The organism is Mycobacterium sp. 48b, assembly GCF_048282725.1.
GTDB lineage: Bacteria > Actinomycetota > Actinomycetes > Mycobacteriales > Mycobacteriaceae > Mycobacterium.
In genome coordinates this window covers 503,815-522,737 of the sequence record NZ_JBLVUL010000001.1, presented here as the reverse complement: position 1 = coordinate 522,737, position 18,923 = coordinate 503,815, and the positions used below count along the sequence as shown (strand labels likewise).

Here is an 18,923-nt window from a genome sequence, read left to right as displayed (position 1 = left end):
CTGATCAGACGCACGATCAGCTTCTGGCGTTCCACCATTTCAACAATTCGTCGATGGCCTGCTCGCGAGACAGCGGGCCGTGGTCGAGGCGCAGCTCTTTGAGGTACCGCCAGGCCTCGCCGATCTGCGGGCCCGCCGGGATGCCGAGGATCTCCATGATCTCGTTGCCGTCGAGGTCGGGCCGGACCCGCTGCAGATCTTCCTTGGCCGCCAGCTCGGTGATCCGGTTCTCCAGATCGTCGTAGTTGGCCTGCAGCCGTGCGGCGCGACGCTTGTTGCGGGTGGTGCAGTCGGCGCGCACCAGCTTGTGCAGCCGGCCCAGCAGCGGGCCGGCGTCGGTGACGTAGCGGCGCACCGCCGAGTCGGTCCACTTGCCGGTGCCCTTGTCGTCGGCGTAGCCGTGAAACCGCAGATGGAGATACACGAGCTGCGAGACGTCGTCGACCATCTGCTTGGAGTACTTGAGCGCACGCATCCGCTTACGGGTCATCTTGGCGCCGACCACCTCATGGTGGTGGAAGCTCACCCCGCCGTCGGATTCATGCTTGCGCGTCGCGGGCTTGCCGATGTCGTGCAGCAGCGCGGCCCAGCGCAACACCAGATCAGGACCCTGATCTTCGAGATCGACCGCCTGGCGCAGCACCGTCAGCGAATGCCAGTAGACGTCCTTGTGCTGGTGGTGTTCGTCGATGGCCATCCGCATCTCGCCGACCTCGGGCAACACCACGTCACCCAACCCGGTCTGCACCATCAGATCGACACCGGCCACGGGATCCTTGCCCAGCAGCAGCTTGTCCAGCTCCGCGGCGACCCGTTCGACCGTTATCCGTTCCAACTGCGGAGCCATCTCCAGCAGTGCCTCGAGCACGCGCGGCGCCACCCCGAATCCCAGCTGCGACACGAACCGGGCCGCCCGCAGCATCCGCAGCGGGTCGTCCCCGAACGACACCTGCGGCGCCGACGGCGTATCGAGCACCTTGGCCTGAATGGCCGCCAAACCGCCGAGGGGGTCATGGAATTCGGCCGGGCCGTCAGCCGTGATGCGGACCGCCATGGCGTTCACGGTGAAGTCGCGGCGCACCAGATCGTCGTCGAGGTTGTCGCCGAACTCGACAGTCGGATTGCGTGACACCTGGTCGTAGCTGTCCGCCCGGAACGTGGTGATCTCCAGGCGGTGCTCGCCCTTGCCGACGCCGATGGTGCCGAACTCGATTCCGGTGTCCCACAGGGCGTCGGCCCACGGGCGCAGGAACTTCAGCATCTGCTCGGGGCGGGCGTCCGTGGTGAAGTCGAGATCGCTGTGCTCGGTCAGGCGGCCCAGCAGGGCGTCGCGCACACTGCCGCCGACGAGATACAGCTCGTGGCCCGCCGCAGCGAACACCGCGCCGAGCCCGCGCAGCACCTCGCCGCGGTGGTTCAACGAGACCAGCGCGCCGGCCAGCAATTCGGCATCAGTAACAACAGCGTCGGACACGTTCGATGAGCCTAATGCTCGCGGTGTGGTCACAACCGGCGAGTGCGGCAGGAGGCCAACCCCATGGCAGCTACTATCGCTTGGGTGTCGGACGGCGAACAGGCCAAACCACGACGGCGCCGCAACCGGCGTCGTGGCCGTCGTCGTGCACAAAGGGCGGCCGGCCCACCCGCCGGTGATCAGGGTAATGATGATGCCCGTCACACCGACGGTCCCGGCGAAGCTCCCGTCGGCACCGCAAATCCCGCCCCGACCCCCCGTGACCAGTCCAAGCAACACAAGTCGAGGCCGCGTCGTCCAGCGGAGCGGCTACGCACCGTTCACGAGACCTCAGCCGGCGGACTCGTCATCGACGGTATCGACGGACCCAAGGACACCCAGGTGGCAGCGTTGATCGGCCGGGTCGATCGGCGCGGCCGGATGCTGTGGTCGCTGCCCAAGGGCCACATCGAACTCGGCGAGACGGCCGAGCAGACCGCGATCCGCGAGGTCGCCGAAGAGACCGGTATCCGCGGTGACGTGCTCGCCGCGCTGGGCAGCATCGACTACTGGTTCGTCACCGAAGGTCGCCGGGTGCACAAGACCGTGCACCACTATCTCCTGCGCTTCCAGGGCGGGGAACTGTCCGACGACGACGTCGAGGTGACCGAGGTCGCCTGGGTCCCGCTGCGGGATCTGCCCTCCCGGTTGGCCTACGCCGACGAGCGCAAGCTCGCCGAGGTGGCCGGGGAGCTCATCGACAAGCTGCACACCGACGGGCCGGGCTCGTTGCCGCCGCTGCCGCGCAGCGCGCCGCGCCGACGGCCCCAGACCCACTCGCACGCCCGTAACCACCGCCGAGACGATCCTGCGCAACCCCAGCCCCGCCGGCGCACGAACGGATGCGGACAGGGACCGTGACCGCCGCCCCGGCGGTGCGCCGAGGGGTCTCCCTCCTGGCGCACACAGTGGTGCTTGTGGCGGTGGTGTTGCTGTTCTCGGTGTGGTCCACCGCCGCGCTGCCTGTTCTGCTGCCCCGAGCGGAGGCAAGCGAACCCGGCGCCCTGCCGTTCCTGCAGATCCGCATCGACCGGGTCACCCCCAACGTCGTCACCACCACCAGCGAATCGGTCCTGACGGTCAGCGGGGCCGTGCTCAACGTCGGTGACCGGCCGGTCCGCGACGTGGACATCCGCATGGAGCACGCGCAGGCGGTGAGCTCGTCGAGTCAGCTGCGCACCGACCTCACCGGCGATGTAGACCGGTTCGAGCCGGTGGCCGACTTCGTCACATTGGCACCGGAGATGCAGCGCGGCGAGTCGGTGCCGTTCACGCTGACCTACCCGCTGCGGTCCGAAGGTGCCGGGTCGCTGCACATCACCGAACCCGGTGTCTACCCCGTACTGATCAACGTCAACGGCACGCCCGATTACGGCGCCCCGGCCAAACTCGACGACGCCCGGTTCCTGCTGCCGGTTCTCGGAGTGCCCCCCGACCAACCCGGAGACGGCAACCCGGAATCGATGTCGGCCGCGGACACCCTCAATTCGGTGGTGCCTCCGGACACGTCCCGGCCGGTGCGGATGACCATGCTGTGGCCCCTGGCCGACCGGCCGCGGCTGGCCCCCGGCGCCCCGGGCGGCACCACCCCGGTGCGGTTGCTCGACGACAGCCTCGCCGCTTCGCTGGCCCCCGGCGGACGGCTCGACACGTTGCTGTCGGCGGCCGACTTCGCCACCGGACCGACCGTCGACTCCGGCGGCCAGATGCGGGCCACCCTGTGCCTTGCCGTCGACCCCGACCTGCTGGTCACGGTCAATGCCATGACCGGCGGCTACGTCGTCAACGACGGACCCGACGCCGGCCCCGGCACCCCGACGCGCCCCGGCGCCGGCCAGGAGGCCGCCCTCGGCTGGCTCAATCGACTGCGGGCCCTCGCCGGGCGGCTCTGTGTGGCACCCACCAATTACGCCCAGGCCGATCTGACCGCACTGCAGCGGGTCGGCGATCCCGGATTGAGCGGGATCGCCACCAACGGTGCCGGTGACATCGTCGACCAGATTCTGGGCGTCGCCTCGATCCGCGGCGCCAGCATCATGGGCGACGGTCCGCTCACCCGTCCCGCCCTGGACCTGCTGGCCGCCCAGGGCCAGACGGTGGCCATCTCCGCCGCCCACATCACCGCCCAGGATTCCGAGACCGGCGCACCAGAGACCGCCGATGTGACGCCGCTGCGGTACGGGCCGGAGGTTGTGGACGCCGGGTTCGACCCGGCCGTCGGTGCCGCGCTGGCCGGTGCGGGCACCGATCCCGTCGTGCCGTCCTATCTCGACCCCTCACTGGAGATCCCGGTACGCCACGACTCGCAGACCGCGCGGCGCCAGGACGCACTGGGTGCGCTGCTGTGGCGCGGGCTCACGCCGACCGAGGAGCCCCGCACCCAGATCCTGATGCCGCCGCTGGTGTGGTCACTCGACGCCGACGACGCGCAGGCGGTCCTGACGACGGTGGCCACCACGATCCACGCCGGGCTGGCCGTGCCGCGCCCGCTACCCGCGGTGATCGCCGAGAGCAACGCGGTGCCACCCGAGCCCGTCGCATCCCCGCCACCGGACACCCTCGGCAGCCCCCGCGGCAGCATCGACGACAACATCAACGGCGGCATCGCGGCGGTGATCAGCCGGCTGTGGGGGCTGACCGCCGCGCTGACCACCGACGAGCGCACCGGGCTGACCGGCCTGCAGTACACCGCGCCGCTGCGGGAGGACATGCTGCGGGCGCTCAGCCAGTCGGTGCCCCCGGAAGCCCGTGAGGGGCTGGCCGAGCAGCGGTTGCAGACCGTCAGCCGCAGCGTGGACGACATGTTCGGTGCGGTGACGATCGTCAATCCGGGTGGCGCGTACACCCTGGCCACCGAGCGCAGCCCGCTGCCGCTGGCCCTGCGCAACGACCTGCCGGTGCCGGTACGGGTCCGGCTGCACGTCGACGCCCCGCCCGGCATGACCGTGACCGACATGGGCGAGATCGAGCTGCCGCCCGGCTACCTGCCGCTGCGGGTGCCGATCGAAGTGCACTTCACCCAGCGGGTGGCCGTCGACGTGAGCCTGCAGACCACGGACGGTCTGACCCTCGGTGAGCCGGTGCGGTTGTCGGTGCACTCCAACGCCTACGGCAAGGTGCTGTTCTTCATCACGCTGTCAGCCGCGGCGGTACTGGTGGCGCTCGCCGGGCGGCGGTTGTGGCACCGCTTCCGCGGCCAGCCAGACCGCGCGGACCTCATCCCACCGGGCGAGCATCCCGACCCGCTCGACGTCGCCATGGCGTTCAACAACGACGCGGCCGACGATGACGTCGAGGCCGCCCCGAAGCCGACCGCCGCGACACCGGCCTCCCCTCCGGCGCCCGAACCCAGTTCGGATCGACCCTGATGATCCCGCCCGACCAACCCACGGCCCGCCCCCCGGCCCGCCGAGGATTCCGCATGCGACCGGTCCGATCCGGCCAGCCGGGCGCGCGGAACTCTCGGACGCCGCGGTCGTTTCCCGCTCGTGGGGCATGGCGTTCGCGACGCTGATCTCACGCATCACCGGGTTCTTCCGGTTCGTCCTGCTCATGGCTCTGCTCGGCGGTGCGTTGACCAGCTCGTTCTCGGTGGCCAACCAACTGCCCAACATGGTGGCCGCGCTGGTGCTGGAAGCCACCTTCACCGCGATCTTCGTGCCGGTCCTGGCCCGGGCCGAGCGTGACGACGCCGACGGCGGCACCGCCTTCGTGCGGCGGCTGGTGACCCTGGCCACGACGCTGCTCCTGGTCACGACGGTGCTCTCGGTGCTGTGCGCGCCGCTGCTGGTGCGCCTGATGCTCGGCAGTGATCCGAAGGTCAACAATCCGCTGACCACCGCGTTCGCCTATCTGTTGCTGCCGCAGGTGCTGTTCTACGGCCTGTCGTCGGTCTTCATGGCAATCCTCAACACGCGCAACGTCTTCGGTCCTCCGGCCTGGGCCCCCGTCGTCAACAACGTGGTGGCGATCGTGACCCTGGGCGTGTTCGTCCTGGTGCCCGGCGAGTTCTCGATCGATCCGCCCCACATGGGCACGGCCAAGCTGTTGGTCCTGGGGATCGGCACCACCCTGGGCGTGGTCGCGCAGGCCGCCGTGCTGCTGGTGGCGATCCGCGCCGAGCGGATCAGCCTTCGGCCACTGTGGGGCGTCGACGACCGGCTGAAGAAGTTCGGGACCATGGCCGCCGCCATGGTGCTCTACGTTCTGATCAGCCAGATCGGCCTGATCGTCGGCAACCAGATCGCCAGCGGGGCGGCCGACACGGGGCCCGCCATCTACAACTACACCTGGCTGGTGTTGATGCTGCCGTTCGGGATGATCGGCGTCACGGTGCTCACCGTCGTGATGCCGCGGCTGAGCCGCAACGCGGCCGCCGACAACATTCCGGCCGTGCTCGACGACTACTCCCTGGCCACGCGGCTCACCATGCTGACGCTCATCCCGGTGGTGGCGATGATGACCGTCGGCGGGCCCGCCATCGGCAGCGCACTGTTCGCCTACGGCAACTTCAGCGCCACCGACGCCGGCTACCTCGGCATGGCGATCACCCTGTCGGCCTTCACCCTCATCCCCTACGCGCTGGTGCTGCTGCAACTGCGGGTGTTCTACGCCCGGGAGAAGCCGTGGACACCGATCGCCATCATCGTGGTCATCACCGCCGTCAAGATCGTCGGCTCGATCATCGCGCCCCACCTGACCGACAACCCCAACATGGTGGCCGGCTATCTCGGACTGGCCAACGGGCTGGGGTTCGCTGCCGGGGCCGTGATGGGTTACGTGCTGCTCAAGTCCGACCTGCGCCCGCGGGGCGGCCGGCTGCTGCGCGACGCGGTGATCCGCACGATCCTGGTGACCATCGCGGCGTCGTTGATCGCGAGCCTGGTGGCCCACGCCGCCGATCGGCTGCTGGGCCTGGACTCGCTGACCGAGCATGCCGGCGCCGCGGGTTCGTTGCTGCGCCTGCTCGCGCTCGGCGTGATCATGGTCCCGATCATCGCCGGCGTGATGCTCGCGGCTCGGGTGCCGGAGGCCCAGGCGGCGCTGGCCATGGTCCGCCGTCGGCTCGGGCGAGGGCGCGTGGCACCGCTTCCGGCGGCCGGACAGGTAGCCGTGCAAACAATTGCGCCGCCCGTCGGGCCTCATCCCGCTGCGCCCGTCACGTACCCTGATCAGAGGAATTCTTCTCCCAGCGGGTGGCCGTCAAGCCCGGCAGCCGCCGGAAGCGGGACTCCGGCAGGTGTTGCCGGGGCGGGGATGTGGAAAGGATCACCGGTGACCGACGAATCTGCGGACGGCCCGGCACCGAACTCCGCGTCGAGTTCTGGGATGACCACCGACACGACGAAGTTGCCGCGTCCGGCCGCCGACGAGTTCCAACCGGACGTGGCCCCGGCCGCTCCGGCTGCGGCCACCCAGTCGGCCGAGGGCACCGGGTCCGGCGACTCCGCTGCGACCCGGACCAACGGAGCCACGCGCCCACTCACCGACTACGGCGGTGACCCGACCCGTGAACCGATCTCGTTCGCCCCGCCGCACGACGCGGCGCTGGAATCGGCGGACGACGATGTGCACCTCATCCCGGGAGCGACCATCGCCGAGGGCCGCTACCGGCTTCTCGTGTTCCACGGCGGACCCCCGCACCTGCAGTTCTGGCAGGCGCTGGACACCGCGCTGGACCGTCAGGTGGCACTGACCTTCGTCGACCCGGACGCCACCATGTCCGACGCGCAGGTGCAGGAAATCCTTTCGCGCACACTCAAACTCAGCCGCATCGACGTTCCCGGCATCGCCCGGGTGCTCGACGTGGCCCACAGCGGATCGGGCGGCCTGATCGTCTCCGAGTGGATCCGCGGCGGCTCGCTGGCCGAGGTGGCCGACACCTCGCCGTCCCCGATCGGTGGGGCCCGGGCCATCCAGTCGCTGGCCGCTGCCGCCGAGGCCGCCCACCGCGCCGGGGTCGCCCTGTCGATCGATCACCCGGGCCGGGTGCGCGTCAGCATCGAAGGCGATGTGGCACTGGCCTTCCCGGCCACCATGCCCGACGCCACGCCCGACGACGACATCCGCGGCATCGGGGCCGCGCTCTACGCGCTGCTGGTCAACCGCTGGCCACTGCCGGAATCCGGGGCGCGCAGCGGCCTGGAACCCGCCGCACTCGACCAGGCCGGACAGCCGGTCGAGCCCCGCGCCATCGACCGGGACATCCCGTTCCAGATCTCCGCGGCGGCCGCTCGTGCCGTCCAGCCCGGCGGTGGGATCCGGAGCGCTCCAACCCTTTTGAATCTGCTGCAGCAGGCCACCGCGATCGCCGACCGGACCGAGCTGTTGGGGTCGGTCGAGGAGACTCCCGCTCCGGCCGCCCCGGTCCGGACGCATGAGACGCCCGAGGAACACGAGGCTGCCGAGGCCCGGCGCCGCAAAGGCCTGATCATCGGGATCAGCGTGGCCGCGGGCATCATCCTGGTGGCGCTGCTGGTGATGGCTTCGGTGCTCAACAGCATCTTCGGCGACGTCGGCGGCGGGCTCAACCGGGATGAACTCGGCCTGAACGCACCGTCGTCGAACGGCGAAGAAACCCAGGACAATTCGTCGGCCGCCACCGGAAGCACGGTGAAACCCGTTCGGGCCACGGTGTTCTCACCGGAGGGCGAGGCTGATTCACCGGCCACGGCCGGTCAGGCCATCGACGGCAACACCAGCACGGCGTGGTCCACCGACACGTATTCGGATCCCGCCCCGTTCCCCGGGTTCAAGAACGGCGTGGGCCTGATGCTGCAGTTGCCGCAGCCGACGGTCGTCGGCTCGGTCACCCTCAACGTGACGAGCACCGGCACCTCGGTGCAGATCCGCGCGTCCCAGTCCGCCACACCGTCGTCCCTGTCGGACACCACGGAGCTGACCCCGACGACTCCGCTCAAACCCGGCTCCAACACCATCTCGGTGAACAAGGCGTCGTCGACGTCCTACGTCCTGGTGTGGATCTCGACGCTGGGCACCGTGGACGGCAAGAGCCGCACCGACATCTCCGAAATCACCCTCAAAGCGGCCTCCTGACCCGTCATCCCCAACCCGCACAGCGCGTTGACCTGGCCATATATCAGGCCCGGCAAACAAGTGTCCAGGGCACGGCCGGACAGCGTTTAAGTTCAGCGTGTGGGAAGGTTCGGGGGGGCCGACAAGCCGGGCGCAGAGCAGCCGTCGGGGCATGACGCGGCCGCGCGCTCGGATGCCGAACTGCTGGCCGCCCACGTCGCCGGGGACCGCTACGCGTTCGAGGAACTGGTCCACCGGCACCACCGCCAGCTGCGCCGCCTGGCCTTTCTGACCAGCCGGCACCACGAGGACGCCGACGACGCCGTGCAGGACGCGTTGTTGTCGGCACATCGCACCGCCGCCTCGTTCCGCCACGACTCTGCGGTCAGCAGCTGGCTGTACCGGATCGTGGTCAACGCCTGCCTGGACCGCGTCCGCCGATCCCGCAGCCAACCCACCGCGTCTCAATACGAACTCGGTCACCTGGTGCACCTGCGCGACCCTGCCGGCGACCCGGCTCCCCGGGTGGCCACCGCGATCGTGGTGGAGCGCGCCCTCATGCAGCTGCCGGTGGAACAGCGCGCCGCGGTGGTCGCGGTCGACATGCAGGGCTATTCGGTGGCCGAGACGGCGCTGCTGCTGGGGGTGGCGGAGGGCACCGTGAAGAGCCGCTGCGCCCGCGCCAGACACAAGCTGGCCCGCCTGCTCCAGTATTTTGAAGCCGATGAACGGCAGCACGCCCCGAGCGCCGTCGGACGGCCCGATTCCTGCTGAGCTGCTGGCCGACCTGCAGGCCGGGCTGCTCGACGACGCCACCGCCGCGGACCTGCGCCGGCGTGTGCGTACCGACCCGCTGGCCGGTCCCGAGGCCAAAAACACCCTCGCCGCCCTCGACCGGGTGCGCCGCGACCTACGCGAGCTCGGTGTGGATACGGAGTCCGCTGCGCCGGTGCCGGCGGAGGTCAGTGCGCGGCTGTCCGAGGCGCTGCGTGCCGAGGCCGCCCCGCCGGCGGCGCCAGAGCGGCGCTGGAAGGTCATCGCCGCTGTCACCGGAGCAGGTGCAGCCGCGCTGGCCGCCGTGGTGGGCGGCGCCATGCTGACGCGCCCGGCCGGTCACACTCCGTCGACGATGACCAGCCTCGGGCAGATCACCGTGTCACCGCCGCGCGGCGAGATCAGTTTGTCCGAACCCCAGATCCTGGGCCTTCTGTCGGCACCACCGGACCTGGGGCCGTTGACCGACCCGACGCGCCGCACCGGGTGCCTGACCGCCCTGGGCCGTCCCTCCGGCGTACCGGTCCTCGGAGCCCGGCCCCTGGAGGTCTCAGGCCGGCCCGGCGTGCTGGTCTTGGTGCCCGCCGGCGCGCCCGCCACGCCCGACACCCTCGTCGCCCTGGTGCTGCCGGTGGACTGCGATGCCGAACACGCCGGGACGCTGGCCCAGACCGTGGTGAAACGCCCGGTGAAACGTCCGTAGTCTGTCCTACGAACTCACCTGGGAACACATCCGGCCTAGGCTGACGTTGCAACCCGTGCCGAGTACGGCAGAAAGGCCTACATGTCCACCTCAGCGACGGTTCACGACGTCATCATCATCGGTTCCGGCCCCGCCGGATACACCGCAGCCATCTACGCTGCCCGCGCCCAGCTCAAGCCGCTGGTGTTCGAGGGCACGCAGTTCGGCGGTGCATTGATGACCACCACCGAGGTGGAGAACTACCCGGGATTCCGCGAAGGCATCACCGGCCCCGAGTTGATGGACGAGATGCGGGAGCAGGCGCTGCGCTTCGGTGCGGATCTGCGCATGGAGGACGTCGACGCCGTCGACCTCACCGGCCCGGTGAAATCGGTCACCGTCGGTGACGAGACCCACCAGGCCCGCTCGGTGATCCTGGCCATGGGTGCCGCCGCACGTCACCTGGGTGTCCCCGGCGAGGAAGCACTGACCGGTATGGGTGTGAGCACCTGCGCCACCTGCGACGGCTTCTTCTTCCGTGACGAGGACATCATCGTGGTCGGCGGCGGAGACTCGGCGATGGAGGAGGCGACCTTCCTCACCCGGTTCGCCCGGTCGGTGACCCTGATCCACCGCCGCGACGAGTTCCGCGCCTCCAAGATCATGCTGGAGCGCGCCCGGGCCAACGAGAAGATCACCTTCCTGACCAACACCGAAATCACCCAGATCGAGGGCGATCCGAAGGTGACCGGTGTGCGGCTGCGTGACACGGTGACCGGCGAGGAATCCAAGCTCGAGGTCACCGGCGTGTTCGTGGCGATCGGCCACGACCCCCGCTCGGGTCTTGTGCGCGGCCAGATCGATCTCGACGACGAGGGCTACGTGAAGGTCGTCGGCCGTACCACCGCCACGACACTCGATGGCGTGTTCGCCGCAGGCGACCTCGTCGACCACACTTACCGCCAGGCCATCACCGCTGCGGGCAGCGGCTGTTCGGCGGCTATCGACACCGAGCGCTGGCTCGCCGACAACGACTGACCACCAACAGATTTCGACCTGACAGGAGAATTCCATGAGTGCGGACAGCGCGACAGTAACGGTCACCGACGATTCGTTCTCCACCGACGTCCTGACCAGCAGCACCCCGGTGCTGGTCGATTTCTGGGCGACCTGGTGCGGCCCGTGCAAGATGGTGGCCCCGGTGCTCGAGGAGATCGCCGGCGAGAAGGCGGGTGAATTGCGCGTCGCCAAGATCGACGTCGACGCCAACCCGGCGACCGCCCGCGATTTCCAGGTGGTGTCGATCCCGACGCTGATCCTTTTCAAGGACGGCGCACCCGTCAAGCGCATCGTCGGCGCCAAGGGCAAGGCCGCGCTGCTGCGGGAACTCGCCGACGCACTCTGACATCACACACACCCCGGATACGCCTGGCGTTTTCCGGTATGTGGCCGAAGTCTGAGACAATGCTGGCTAGCTAGTCCGGCAGACGGCCGGAAACCAGCATGGAGGGGCCGAATGTCGAGTCTGCGTCGCGGTGACCGTGGCGGAGCAGTCACCGAGATCCGGGCAGCGTTGGCCGCGTTAGGTCTGATGGACAACCCTGACGCGGACCTGAGCACCGGTCGGCATGTTGCGCTCGACGCTTTCGACGACGAGCTCGACAGTGCCGTCCGGGCATTTCAGCAGCATCGTGGCCTGCTGGTGGACGGAATTGTCGGGGAGGCCACGTATCGCGCTCTGCGCGAGGCCTCCTACCGACTCGGTGCACGCACGCTGACCCACCAGTTCGGTGCGCCCATGTACGGCGACGACGTGGCCACCCTGCAAGCCCGCCTGCAGGACCTGGGTTTCTATACCGGCATGGTCGACGGACATTTCGGCCTGCAGACCCACAATGCGTTGTCCTCGTACCAGCGTGAGTACGGGCTGTACCCAGACGGTATCTGTGGTCCGGAAACGTTGCGCTCGTTGTATTTCCTGGGTTCTCGGGTGACCGGCGGGTCGCCACATGCGATCCGGGAAGAGGAGCTGGTGCGCCGCTCCGGCCCGCAGCTGTCGGGTAAGCACGTCATCATCGATCCGGGCCGCGGCGGCGCCGACCACGGCATGATCATGCACGGGCCCGACGGCCCGATCAGCGAAGCAGACATCTTGTGGGACTTGGCAAGTCGGCTCGAAGGCCGGATGACCGCGATCGGCATGGAGACGTTCATCTCGCGGCCGGCCAATCGCAGCCCGATGGACCCCGAACGTGCCGCCACTGCCAACCGGGTCGGTGCCGATCTGATGATCAGCCTGCGGTGTGAGAGCCAGCGCTCCCCCTCTGCCAATGGGGTCGCTTCGTTCCACTTCGGGAATTCGCACGGCTCGGTGTCGACCATCGGCCGCAACCTTGCCGACTTCATTCAGCGGGAAGTGGTGGCCCGTACCGGTTTACGCGACTGCCGATCCCATGGCCGGACCTGGGATCTGCTGCGGCTGACCCGGATGCCCACCGTGCAGGTCGACATCGGCTACATCACCAACCCCCACGACCAGGGCCTGCTGCTGTCCACCCAGACCCGGGACGCGATCGCCGAGGGCATCCTGGCCGCCGTGAAGCGGCTGTACCTGCTCGGCAAGAACGACCGGCCGACAGGAACTTTCACTTTCGCCGAGTTGTTGGCGCATGAACTTTCGGTGGAACAGGCCAGCCGCGGCGCGTGAGCGCCAATCCCGCCTGAGCGCGTGAGCGCCAATCCAACGTGAGCGCGGGATATCCAGGCATCCGCGACCCGTTTCGTCATGTGACATCACACATCTGGTGAATCGGCCCATCACATCGACCGCCAGGACTCACTTCAGCTCGGCGAGCGGCCCGTTCGGATCCAGTGGTTCACAGCTGTCCTTGCCGACAGTCGTCGAGCAGTGCGCGGCGGGGAGCGCCGGCCGGTAACCCGGGACGGTGCCGCCGTCGCGCGTGATCTGGGCATAGGTCGCCACCGCGTCGGTGGGTACGCGCTTGAGTCCCGGGTCGCCCAGCGCGTCCACGGTGTACAGGCCGAAACGTGGCCGGTAGCTGCCCCATTCGTAGTTGTCGACCAGCGACCAGTAGTTGTAACCGATGATCGGGATACCGTCGGCCTTCGCACGCTGCAGCCAGAACACGGTGTCCTCGAGGTACTGCGACCGAGTCACCCTGTCGGACCGCGGTTTACCGTTGTCGGTCACCATCCCGTTCTCGACGACATAGATCGGCAGGCCAGGGTACTGCTGGGAGTAGTGGCGCGCGACATGGTAGATGTCCTCGGCTTGCAGTTTGGTGTTCCATCGCGCCGTCATGCTCTGCGCCGACGCAGGATTGTCCTCGGCTGTTCCGGTGTAGTAGTCGAATCCGAGGTAGTCGAGGCTGTCCTCGACCCGGTCGAAGAAGGAGCCTTCGATGCCCTTGACGCCGAGACCGACGAACTGCGCCAACACTTCCGGCGAAATGTAGGCCTCGTTGGTGGTGACCTTGGCGTCCGGGTCGGCGGCGTGCGCCGCGCGGTAGACAGCACGGTGTGCGTCGGCCACGCGATCGAGGAAGGCATCGAACTGGTCCGGTTTGATGGCGCCGGTGCGTACCTCCATCGCTCCGAAAGCCAGCGGTTCGTTGATGCTCACCCATAGGACACCTTGTCCCGCATAGCGTTTGGTGATCGCCGTGGCGAACTCCTCGAATGCCCCGACATTGTTCATGAACCCGCCTCGATCGGCGATCCATCCGGGATATACCCAGTGCATCAGCGTGATCATCGGAGTCATGCCGTTCTTGCGCAGCGTCGCCAGCACGTCGTCGTAGTACGCCAGCTCCCGCTCGTCCCATCTGCCCGGTTCGGGCATGACCCGGGCCCACTCGATGCCGAGACGAAAAGTGTTGACACCCATGGCATGGGCGTTGGCGATGTCCTCGTGATAACGGTGCCGGAAGTCGACGGCCTGTTTGTATGGGTCGACCGGACCCGCCCCCAATGGATCAGAGTCGGGCGTCACCGGCTTGCCTGCGGTCCGGTCGACGTAGCGGCGCCAGTTGCTGTCGGGCGCATCTCCCTCCACCTGGTACCCGGCGGTGGCAGTACCCCAGTAGAAGTTGCGGTCCCAGGCCGCTTTTTGGGTGGCCGAGGGCTGCGCATCACACGCGGTCACACTCAGAGCGGCAAGGATGGCGGACGCCAACAGGACCCGGTTCCACTTCAACACCATACGAAAACCATACACTGCATGGTTTTACTACGAGAGCAGCCTCTCCCACACCCTGCGCACGTGATCACCCATATCGATGGACGCATCGGACATCCACTGGATCTGGATGCCGTCAGCCGCGGAAATCAATGCCGCGGCAACGAATTCAGCGTCAACATGCTCCGGTACGGTCCCCGCGGCCTGCCGGCGTCGCACGTAGTCAGCCACCCCATCGCGCATCCGTCCGTACCGTCCGCGCAGATACAGCGCGGCCGGATGCGACGGGTCGACGGCCGCGGCGGCTGCCAACGAAAGGTAGACCGTTCCTGACCCCGGCTTGCTCGCCTTGTCCACCATGGCCCGCGCGAGCGCCTCCCCCGGGTCGACATCGACATCTGAATTCCGGTACCACTCTTCGAATTTCGCGTCCCCGTCACGCTGGATCTCGGTGAGCAAGAGATCCCGTGTCGGGAAATAGTGCATCAGCCCCGCCAGGCTGATGCCGGCTTCCTTGGCGATCAGCCGCATCGATGCACCCGCCTCGCCGTCGCGTTCCAGGAGTGCGAGTGCGGCCGCCTTGATCTCGGCGCGTTTGACCTCACCCTTGGCGTACCGCCCCACAGCTGGCATGACCACAGGCTAGAGCTCGACGGTGGTGACTTCCAACCTCCCGCCCACGATCATGACCAGATGCCCGAGTGAATACGCGCGATATGAACTGCTGTCGGGTTTTCGTTCCGTGAGGACACGGACCAGTTCACGTGAAACCCCAACGCGGGAGATCCGCCTCGCCAGTACCAGGACGGCCGGCAGGACCTGCGGTTGACGGCCTACGTCAGACCACGCTGCCGGACAACGCTTTTCGCCCCGACCCCGGCACCGGACATTCCCGCACCGACCGGCAATTCGATCCGGGCACTCTCCAGCAGCCGCTCGAGTGCGGCCTCCACCTCGGCCTTCCAGCCGAGTCCCTTGTCGAGTTCCAGGCGCAGCCGCGGGAAATATGGATGCGGCGCCACCACCGTGAAACCGACGTCCTCGAGGAAGTCCGCTCCGAGCATGCACTGGTCGACGGCACAGTCCCCCAGCACCTCGACGACCGGGGCCAACTCTGCGGGCATCCGGCCGCAGTCCGCGAGCTCGGTCAGTGCCGACGTGTAACCGAACGCCTCCAAAGCGCGGACGCCTCGGCGCACCAGGTCGTTCACCACCGCGGCGAGCAGACTCTGCGACAACCGCTCGGTGTCGTCGGCACATTCCACACCGACCGCCGTCAGCAGGATCGCATCGGCACTCACCGGGGCGGTGGGAAAAAGCCGGGCCCGAGGCACCGCACCCGGGGGCGCATAGAACGCGAAGCCCAGGCAAGGCTCGTCCGACGCGACCTCGCCTGCCATGTCGCCGGTGTCCGGCCCGAGGTCCGCAACCGCGTCCGGACGGGCAGTGACCGCCAGCTGACCACACGATCCCCACTCGAGCATGACCATCGAGAGCCACGCTTCTTTTTCGAACTCGGGATCTGTCAGGTGGTCATCGCCGACTGTGGACGGATCGACTTCCCAGAACACACAGCGCCGCGCATGCTTGGGCAGCTGCTCGAAGCCCTCGAGCCGAAGCGGCGTGATTCGTGCTGTCACTGAGGTCCCTGGCTTTCACACTGTGTGCGTGGCTGCCCCTCAAGGATAGGAGAGTCCGCCGGAGCCGGCTCACTGCGCCCCGCAAATCTCATCGAGTTCCGCCTCCGAAGTGAAATGCTATGCCGCACAAACGCTTTGCGCTATGTGGCGATCGCAACTGCATACGCTGATCACTGATGTGTCACAGTGACGGAACAACCTGGTGTCGTTGGTCGTGGGCTCTCAGTGCTCTTCGGCGCTCATGATGTCGACAATCCGCTGAAGGTCGTCGACCGACCCGAACTCGACCACGATCTTGCCTTTTCGTTTACCGAGACTGACCGTGACGCGGGTATCGAAGGCCGACGAGAGCCGCTCAGCAACGTCCTGCAGTCCTGGCATCTGAATCGGCTTGCGCCGCGGCGCCGGCGGTGCGGTGTTGCCGTCTCGGTTGGCCAGTGTCACGGCCTCCTCGGTCGCCCGCACCGACATCCCCTCGGCCACGATCCGAGCGGCGAGCTCCTCCTGTTTCTCCGCTCCCCCTTCCAGGGCAAGCAGTGCCCGCGCGTGGCCCGCGGAGAGCACGCCGGCTGCGACACGGCGCTGCACGGCGATCGGCAGGCGCAGCAGACGGATCATGTTGGAGATCAGCGGGCGTGAGCGACCTATGCGCGCGGCGAGTTCATCGTGGGTGACTTCGAATTCGTCGAGCAGCTGTTGGTAGGCGGCCGCCTCCTCCAGCGGGTTGAGCTGGACCCGGTGGATGTTCTCCAACAGCGCGTCGCGCAGCATGTTGTCGTCGCCGGTCTCGCGGACGATCGCCGGGATGGTCTCAAGGCCGGCCTGCTGTGCGGCCCGCCAGCGCCGTTCCCCCATCACCAGCTGATAGTGGGATTGACCGTTCTCCTCGACCGCGCGGACGACGATCGGCTGCATCAGTCCGAACTCGCGGATGGAGTGCACCAGTTCGTTCAGTGCCTCTTCATCGAACACCTGGCGGGGCTGACGCGGATTCGGCTGAATCAGGCTGGGGTCGATCTCGCGGTAGGTCGCACCGACATCGCCGGTCAGGACCGGGTCATCTCCATCGGGCACCGCGGACGTCGGGGCCGACGTCGATGTCCCGGAATCCCCCGCGCCGGCCGGTGGGCCGCCGAGCAGAACATCGGCTGCGGTCGCACCGATCCTGGGGCTCAGGGCGTCGGTGCCGTCCTCGGCAGGACCGGTCGGAATGAGGGCTGCCAGTCCCCTGCCGAGGCCACTCCGCTTCCGTACCGGCTGATTCATGGTCGTCTCCTGCTCATTGCTGCCGTCCGCTGTCTGTCTGCTCGGTTACTAGCGTCTACTGCCCGCGGGGCGGTGCCCCGCGCTCTGCGATCTCGCGGCTCGCGTCGAGGTAACTCAGCGCTCCACGGGAACCCGGATCGTAGTCGAGGATCGTCATGCCGTACCCGGGAGCTTCCGACACCTTCACGCTGCGCGGGATGACCGTGCGCAACACCTTGTCGCCGAAGTGCTCGCGCACGTCGTCGGCGACCTGATCCGCCAGCTTGGTCCGCCCGTCGTACATCGTCAGTATCACGGTGGACACCGACAGTTCCGGGTTCAGATGCGCCTTCACCATCTCGATGTTGCGCAGCAGCTGCCCCACACCTTCCAGCGCGTAGTACTCGCACTGGATCGGGATCAGCACCTCGGGTGCAGCCACCAGAGCGTTGATGGTCAACAAGCCAAGGGACGGCGGGCAGTCGATGAACACGTAGTCGAAGTTGTGGTTCGCCAGCGCCGCCAGTGCCGCCCGCAGCCTCCCCTCGCGCGCAACCATGCTGACCAACTCGATCTCGGCGCCGGCCAGATCGATCGTCGCGGGAATGCAGAAGAGCCGGTCGCTGTGGGGGCTCTGCTGGAGCGCTTCCTCCACAGGGATGTCTCCGATGAGGACCTCGTACGAGGACGGGGTCCCGGGTCGATGTTCGATGCCGAGCGCCGTGCTGGCATTGCCCTGCGGATCGAGATCGATCACCAACGTCCGCAATCCCTGGAGCGCGAGGGCCGCGGCGACGTTGACCGCCGTGGTCGTCTTGCCGACGCCGCCCTTCTGATTCGCGATCGTGAACACCCGCTGGCGCGACGGCCGAGGAAGCTGTCCGTGCGAGGTGTGGAGCACGCGCGTCGCCTGCTCCGCCTCTGCCGCGATCGGGGTGTCCATGCTGGCGTCCGTGGACCACGCGGTGCCGCCATTGTTGTTGTTCTTCCATGTTTCACGTGAAACCGTTTCACGTGAAACGGCGGGCGTAGCATCCGCGCCAGCGGTTGCCTGCCGATCAGAACCCATCCTCATCTCCTGCCCGATCTCCCCCGCGACCCGGAGGCTCTGCCCGTTGACCGGCTGGCCGGCCTCACCGCCACGCGTCGCACGGCGACGACGGTTACGGGCGGGTTCAAATAGTTCACGCCACATTTCACCACCCTGGCATCGACTGCACCCAGGGAAGCCATCACACGCCGATGCTCTTCGATCTCAGCTTCGGCGCGCTCGCCTTTGAGGGCGAGCATCCTTCCGTCGACGCGAAGCAGCGGCATGCTCCAGCGCGTCAACTTGTCCAACGAGGCGACCGCTCGCGAGGTCACCACATCCAGTTCGCCAACTGATTTGCGAACCTCGGAGTCTTCGGCCCGGCCGCGGACCACCGTCACGTCGAGACCCAATTCATCGACCGCCTCGCGCAGGAATTCACTGCGGCGTAGCAGCGGCTCGATCAACATGACATGCACATCGGGGCGCGCCAGGGCCAAGGGAATTCCAGGGAGGCCGGCCCCGCTGCCGATATCGGCGACGCGCTCATCGGGAGCCAGGAGCTCACCGAGAGCGGAGCTGTTGAGAATGTGTCGATCCCAGAGCCGGTCCACTTCCCGCGGACCGATCAGACCCCACTCGACACCGGCACCGGCCAGAATCGCCGCGTACCGTTCGGCGGTCTCCAGACGCTCTCCGAAGACCTCCGCCGCGGCGTCCGGTGCCGCGGGGACCGGTCCATGTTTCACGTGAAACATCCTCCGCACTCCCTACGGCACCGTCGCCGCAAACGAACTACACCTTTG

General features: G+C 67.9%; 15 protein-coding genes. 8 read left to right on the top strand and 7 right to left on the bottom strand.

Annotation, left to right across the window (positions count from 1 at the left end; genetic code table 11):
• Positions 1-16 precede the first annotated feature (16 nt).
• Complete coding sequence (locus tag ACNQR1_RS02405) at positions 17-1,474, bottom strand: CCA tRNA nucleotidyltransferase (protein ID WP_418043786.1); 1,458 nt, start codon at positions 1,472-1,474, stop codon at positions 17-19.
• 84 nt (positions 1,475-1,558) lie between these two features.
• Here ACNQR1_RS02405 and ACNQR1_RS02400 point away from each other — a divergent pair, with 84 nt between their 5' ends.
• The 8 genes from ACNQR1_RS02400 to ACNQR1_RS02365 all read left to right on the top strand — a co-directional run bounded on the left by ACNQR1_RS02400 (position 1,559) and on the right by ACNQR1_RS02365 (position 12,711).
• Complete coding sequence (locus ACNQR1_RS02400; protein ID WP_418050245.1) at positions 1,559-2,374, top strand: NUDIX hydrolase; 816 nt, start codon at positions 1,559-1,561, stop codon at positions 2,372-2,374.
• The gene (locus ACNQR1_RS02395; RefSeq protein WP_418043785.1) at positions 2,371-4,881 is read left to right on the top strand and encodes a DUF6049 family protein; all 2,511 of its coding nucleotides are present in this window, start codon (positions 2,371-2,373) and stop codon (positions 4,879-4,881) included. Before ACNQR1_RS02400 ends, ACNQR1_RS02395 begins: the two co-directional genes overlap by 4 nt.
• Before the next feature lie 127 nt (positions 4,882-5,008).
• Positions 5,009-8,569, top strand: a complete 3,561-nt coding sequence (gene murJ, locus ACNQR1_RS02390) for a murein biosynthesis integral membrane protein MurJ (protein ID WP_418043784.1) — start codon at positions 5,009-5,011, stop codon at positions 8,567-8,569.
• Between the two features lie 99 nt (positions 8,570-8,668).
• On the top strand, positions 8,669-9,322 hold the full coding sequence (gene sigM, locus ACNQR1_RS02385) for an RNA polymerase sigma factor SigM (RefSeq protein WP_418043783.1): 654 nt from the start codon (positions 8,669-8,671) through the stop codon (positions 9,320-9,322).
• The gene (locus ACNQR1_RS02380; RefSeq protein ID WP_418043782.1) at positions 9,273-10,025 is read left to right on the top strand and encodes a hypothetical protein; all 753 of its coding nucleotides are present in this window, start codon (positions 9,273-9,275) and stop codon (positions 10,023-10,025) included. The genes sigM and ACNQR1_RS02380 overlap by 50 nt, the downstream gene beginning before the upstream one ends.
• Positions 10,026-10,106: 81 nt before the next feature.
• Positions 10,107-11,042 carry a thioredoxin-disulfide reductase gene (trxB, locus tag ACNQR1_RS02375; protein ID WP_418043781.1) on the top strand — a complete coding sequence of 312 codons (936 nt, stop codon included), beginning with the start codon at positions 10,107-10,109 and terminating at the stop codon, positions 11,040-11,042.
• Positions 11,043-11,076: 34 nt separating this feature from the next.
• Positions 11,077-11,409: a thioredoxin gene (gene trxA / locus ACNQR1_RS02370; protein WP_418043780.1), complete on the top strand. Its 333-nt coding sequence runs from the start codon at positions 11,077-11,079 to the stop codon at positions 11,407-11,409.
• Positions 11,410-11,520: 111 nt separating this feature from the next.
• On the top strand, positions 11,521-12,711 hold the full coding sequence (locus ACNQR1_RS02365) for a peptidoglycan-binding protein (protein WP_418043779.1): 1,191 nt from the start codon (positions 11,521-11,523) through the stop codon (positions 12,709-12,711).
• Between the two features lie 129 nt (positions 12,712-12,840).
• Here ACNQR1_RS02365 and ACNQR1_RS02360 read toward each other — a convergent pair whose 3' ends face one another.
• The 6 genes from ACNQR1_RS02360 to rsmG form a co-directional block, all read right to left on the bottom strand.
• Complete coding sequence (locus ACNQR1_RS02360) at positions 12,841-14,226, bottom strand: family 1 glycosylhydrolase (RefSeq protein WP_418043778.1); 1,386 nt, start codon at positions 14,224-14,226, stop codon at positions 12,841-12,843.
• Positions 14,227-14,253: 27 nt separating this feature from the next.
• Positions 14,254-14,835, bottom strand: a complete 582-nt coding sequence (locus ACNQR1_RS02355; RefSeq protein ID WP_418043777.1) for a TetR/AcrR family transcriptional regulator — start codon at positions 14,833-14,835, stop codon at positions 14,254-14,256.
• A 200-nt stretch (positions 14,836-15,035) separates the two neighbouring features.
• On the bottom strand, positions 15,036-15,842 hold the full coding sequence (locus ACNQR1_RS02350) for an acetyltransferase (RefSeq protein ID WP_418043776.1): 807 nt from the start codon (positions 15,840-15,842) through the stop codon (positions 15,036-15,038).
• A 222-nt stretch (positions 15,843-16,064) separates the two neighbouring features.
• Complete coding sequence (locus ACNQR1_RS02345) at positions 16,065-17,108, bottom strand: ParB/RepB/Spo0J family partition protein (protein WP_418043775.1); 1,044 nt, start codon at positions 17,106-17,108, stop codon at positions 16,065-16,067.
• Positions 17,109-17,163: 55 nt separating this feature from the next.
• Positions 17,164-18,030: a ParA family protein gene (locus tag ACNQR1_RS02340; protein ID WP_418043774.1), complete on the bottom strand. Its 867-nt coding sequence runs from the start codon at positions 18,028-18,030 to the stop codon at positions 17,164-17,166.
• A 128-nt stretch (positions 18,031-18,158) separates the two neighbouring features.
• Entirely contained in the window at positions 18,159-18,875 is a 717-nt protein-coding gene (gene rsmG / locus ACNQR1_RS02335) for a 16S rRNA (guanine(527)-N(7))-methyltransferase RsmG (RefSeq protein WP_418043773.1), read from the bottom strand.
• Positions 18,876-18,923: the final 48 nt, after the last annotated feature.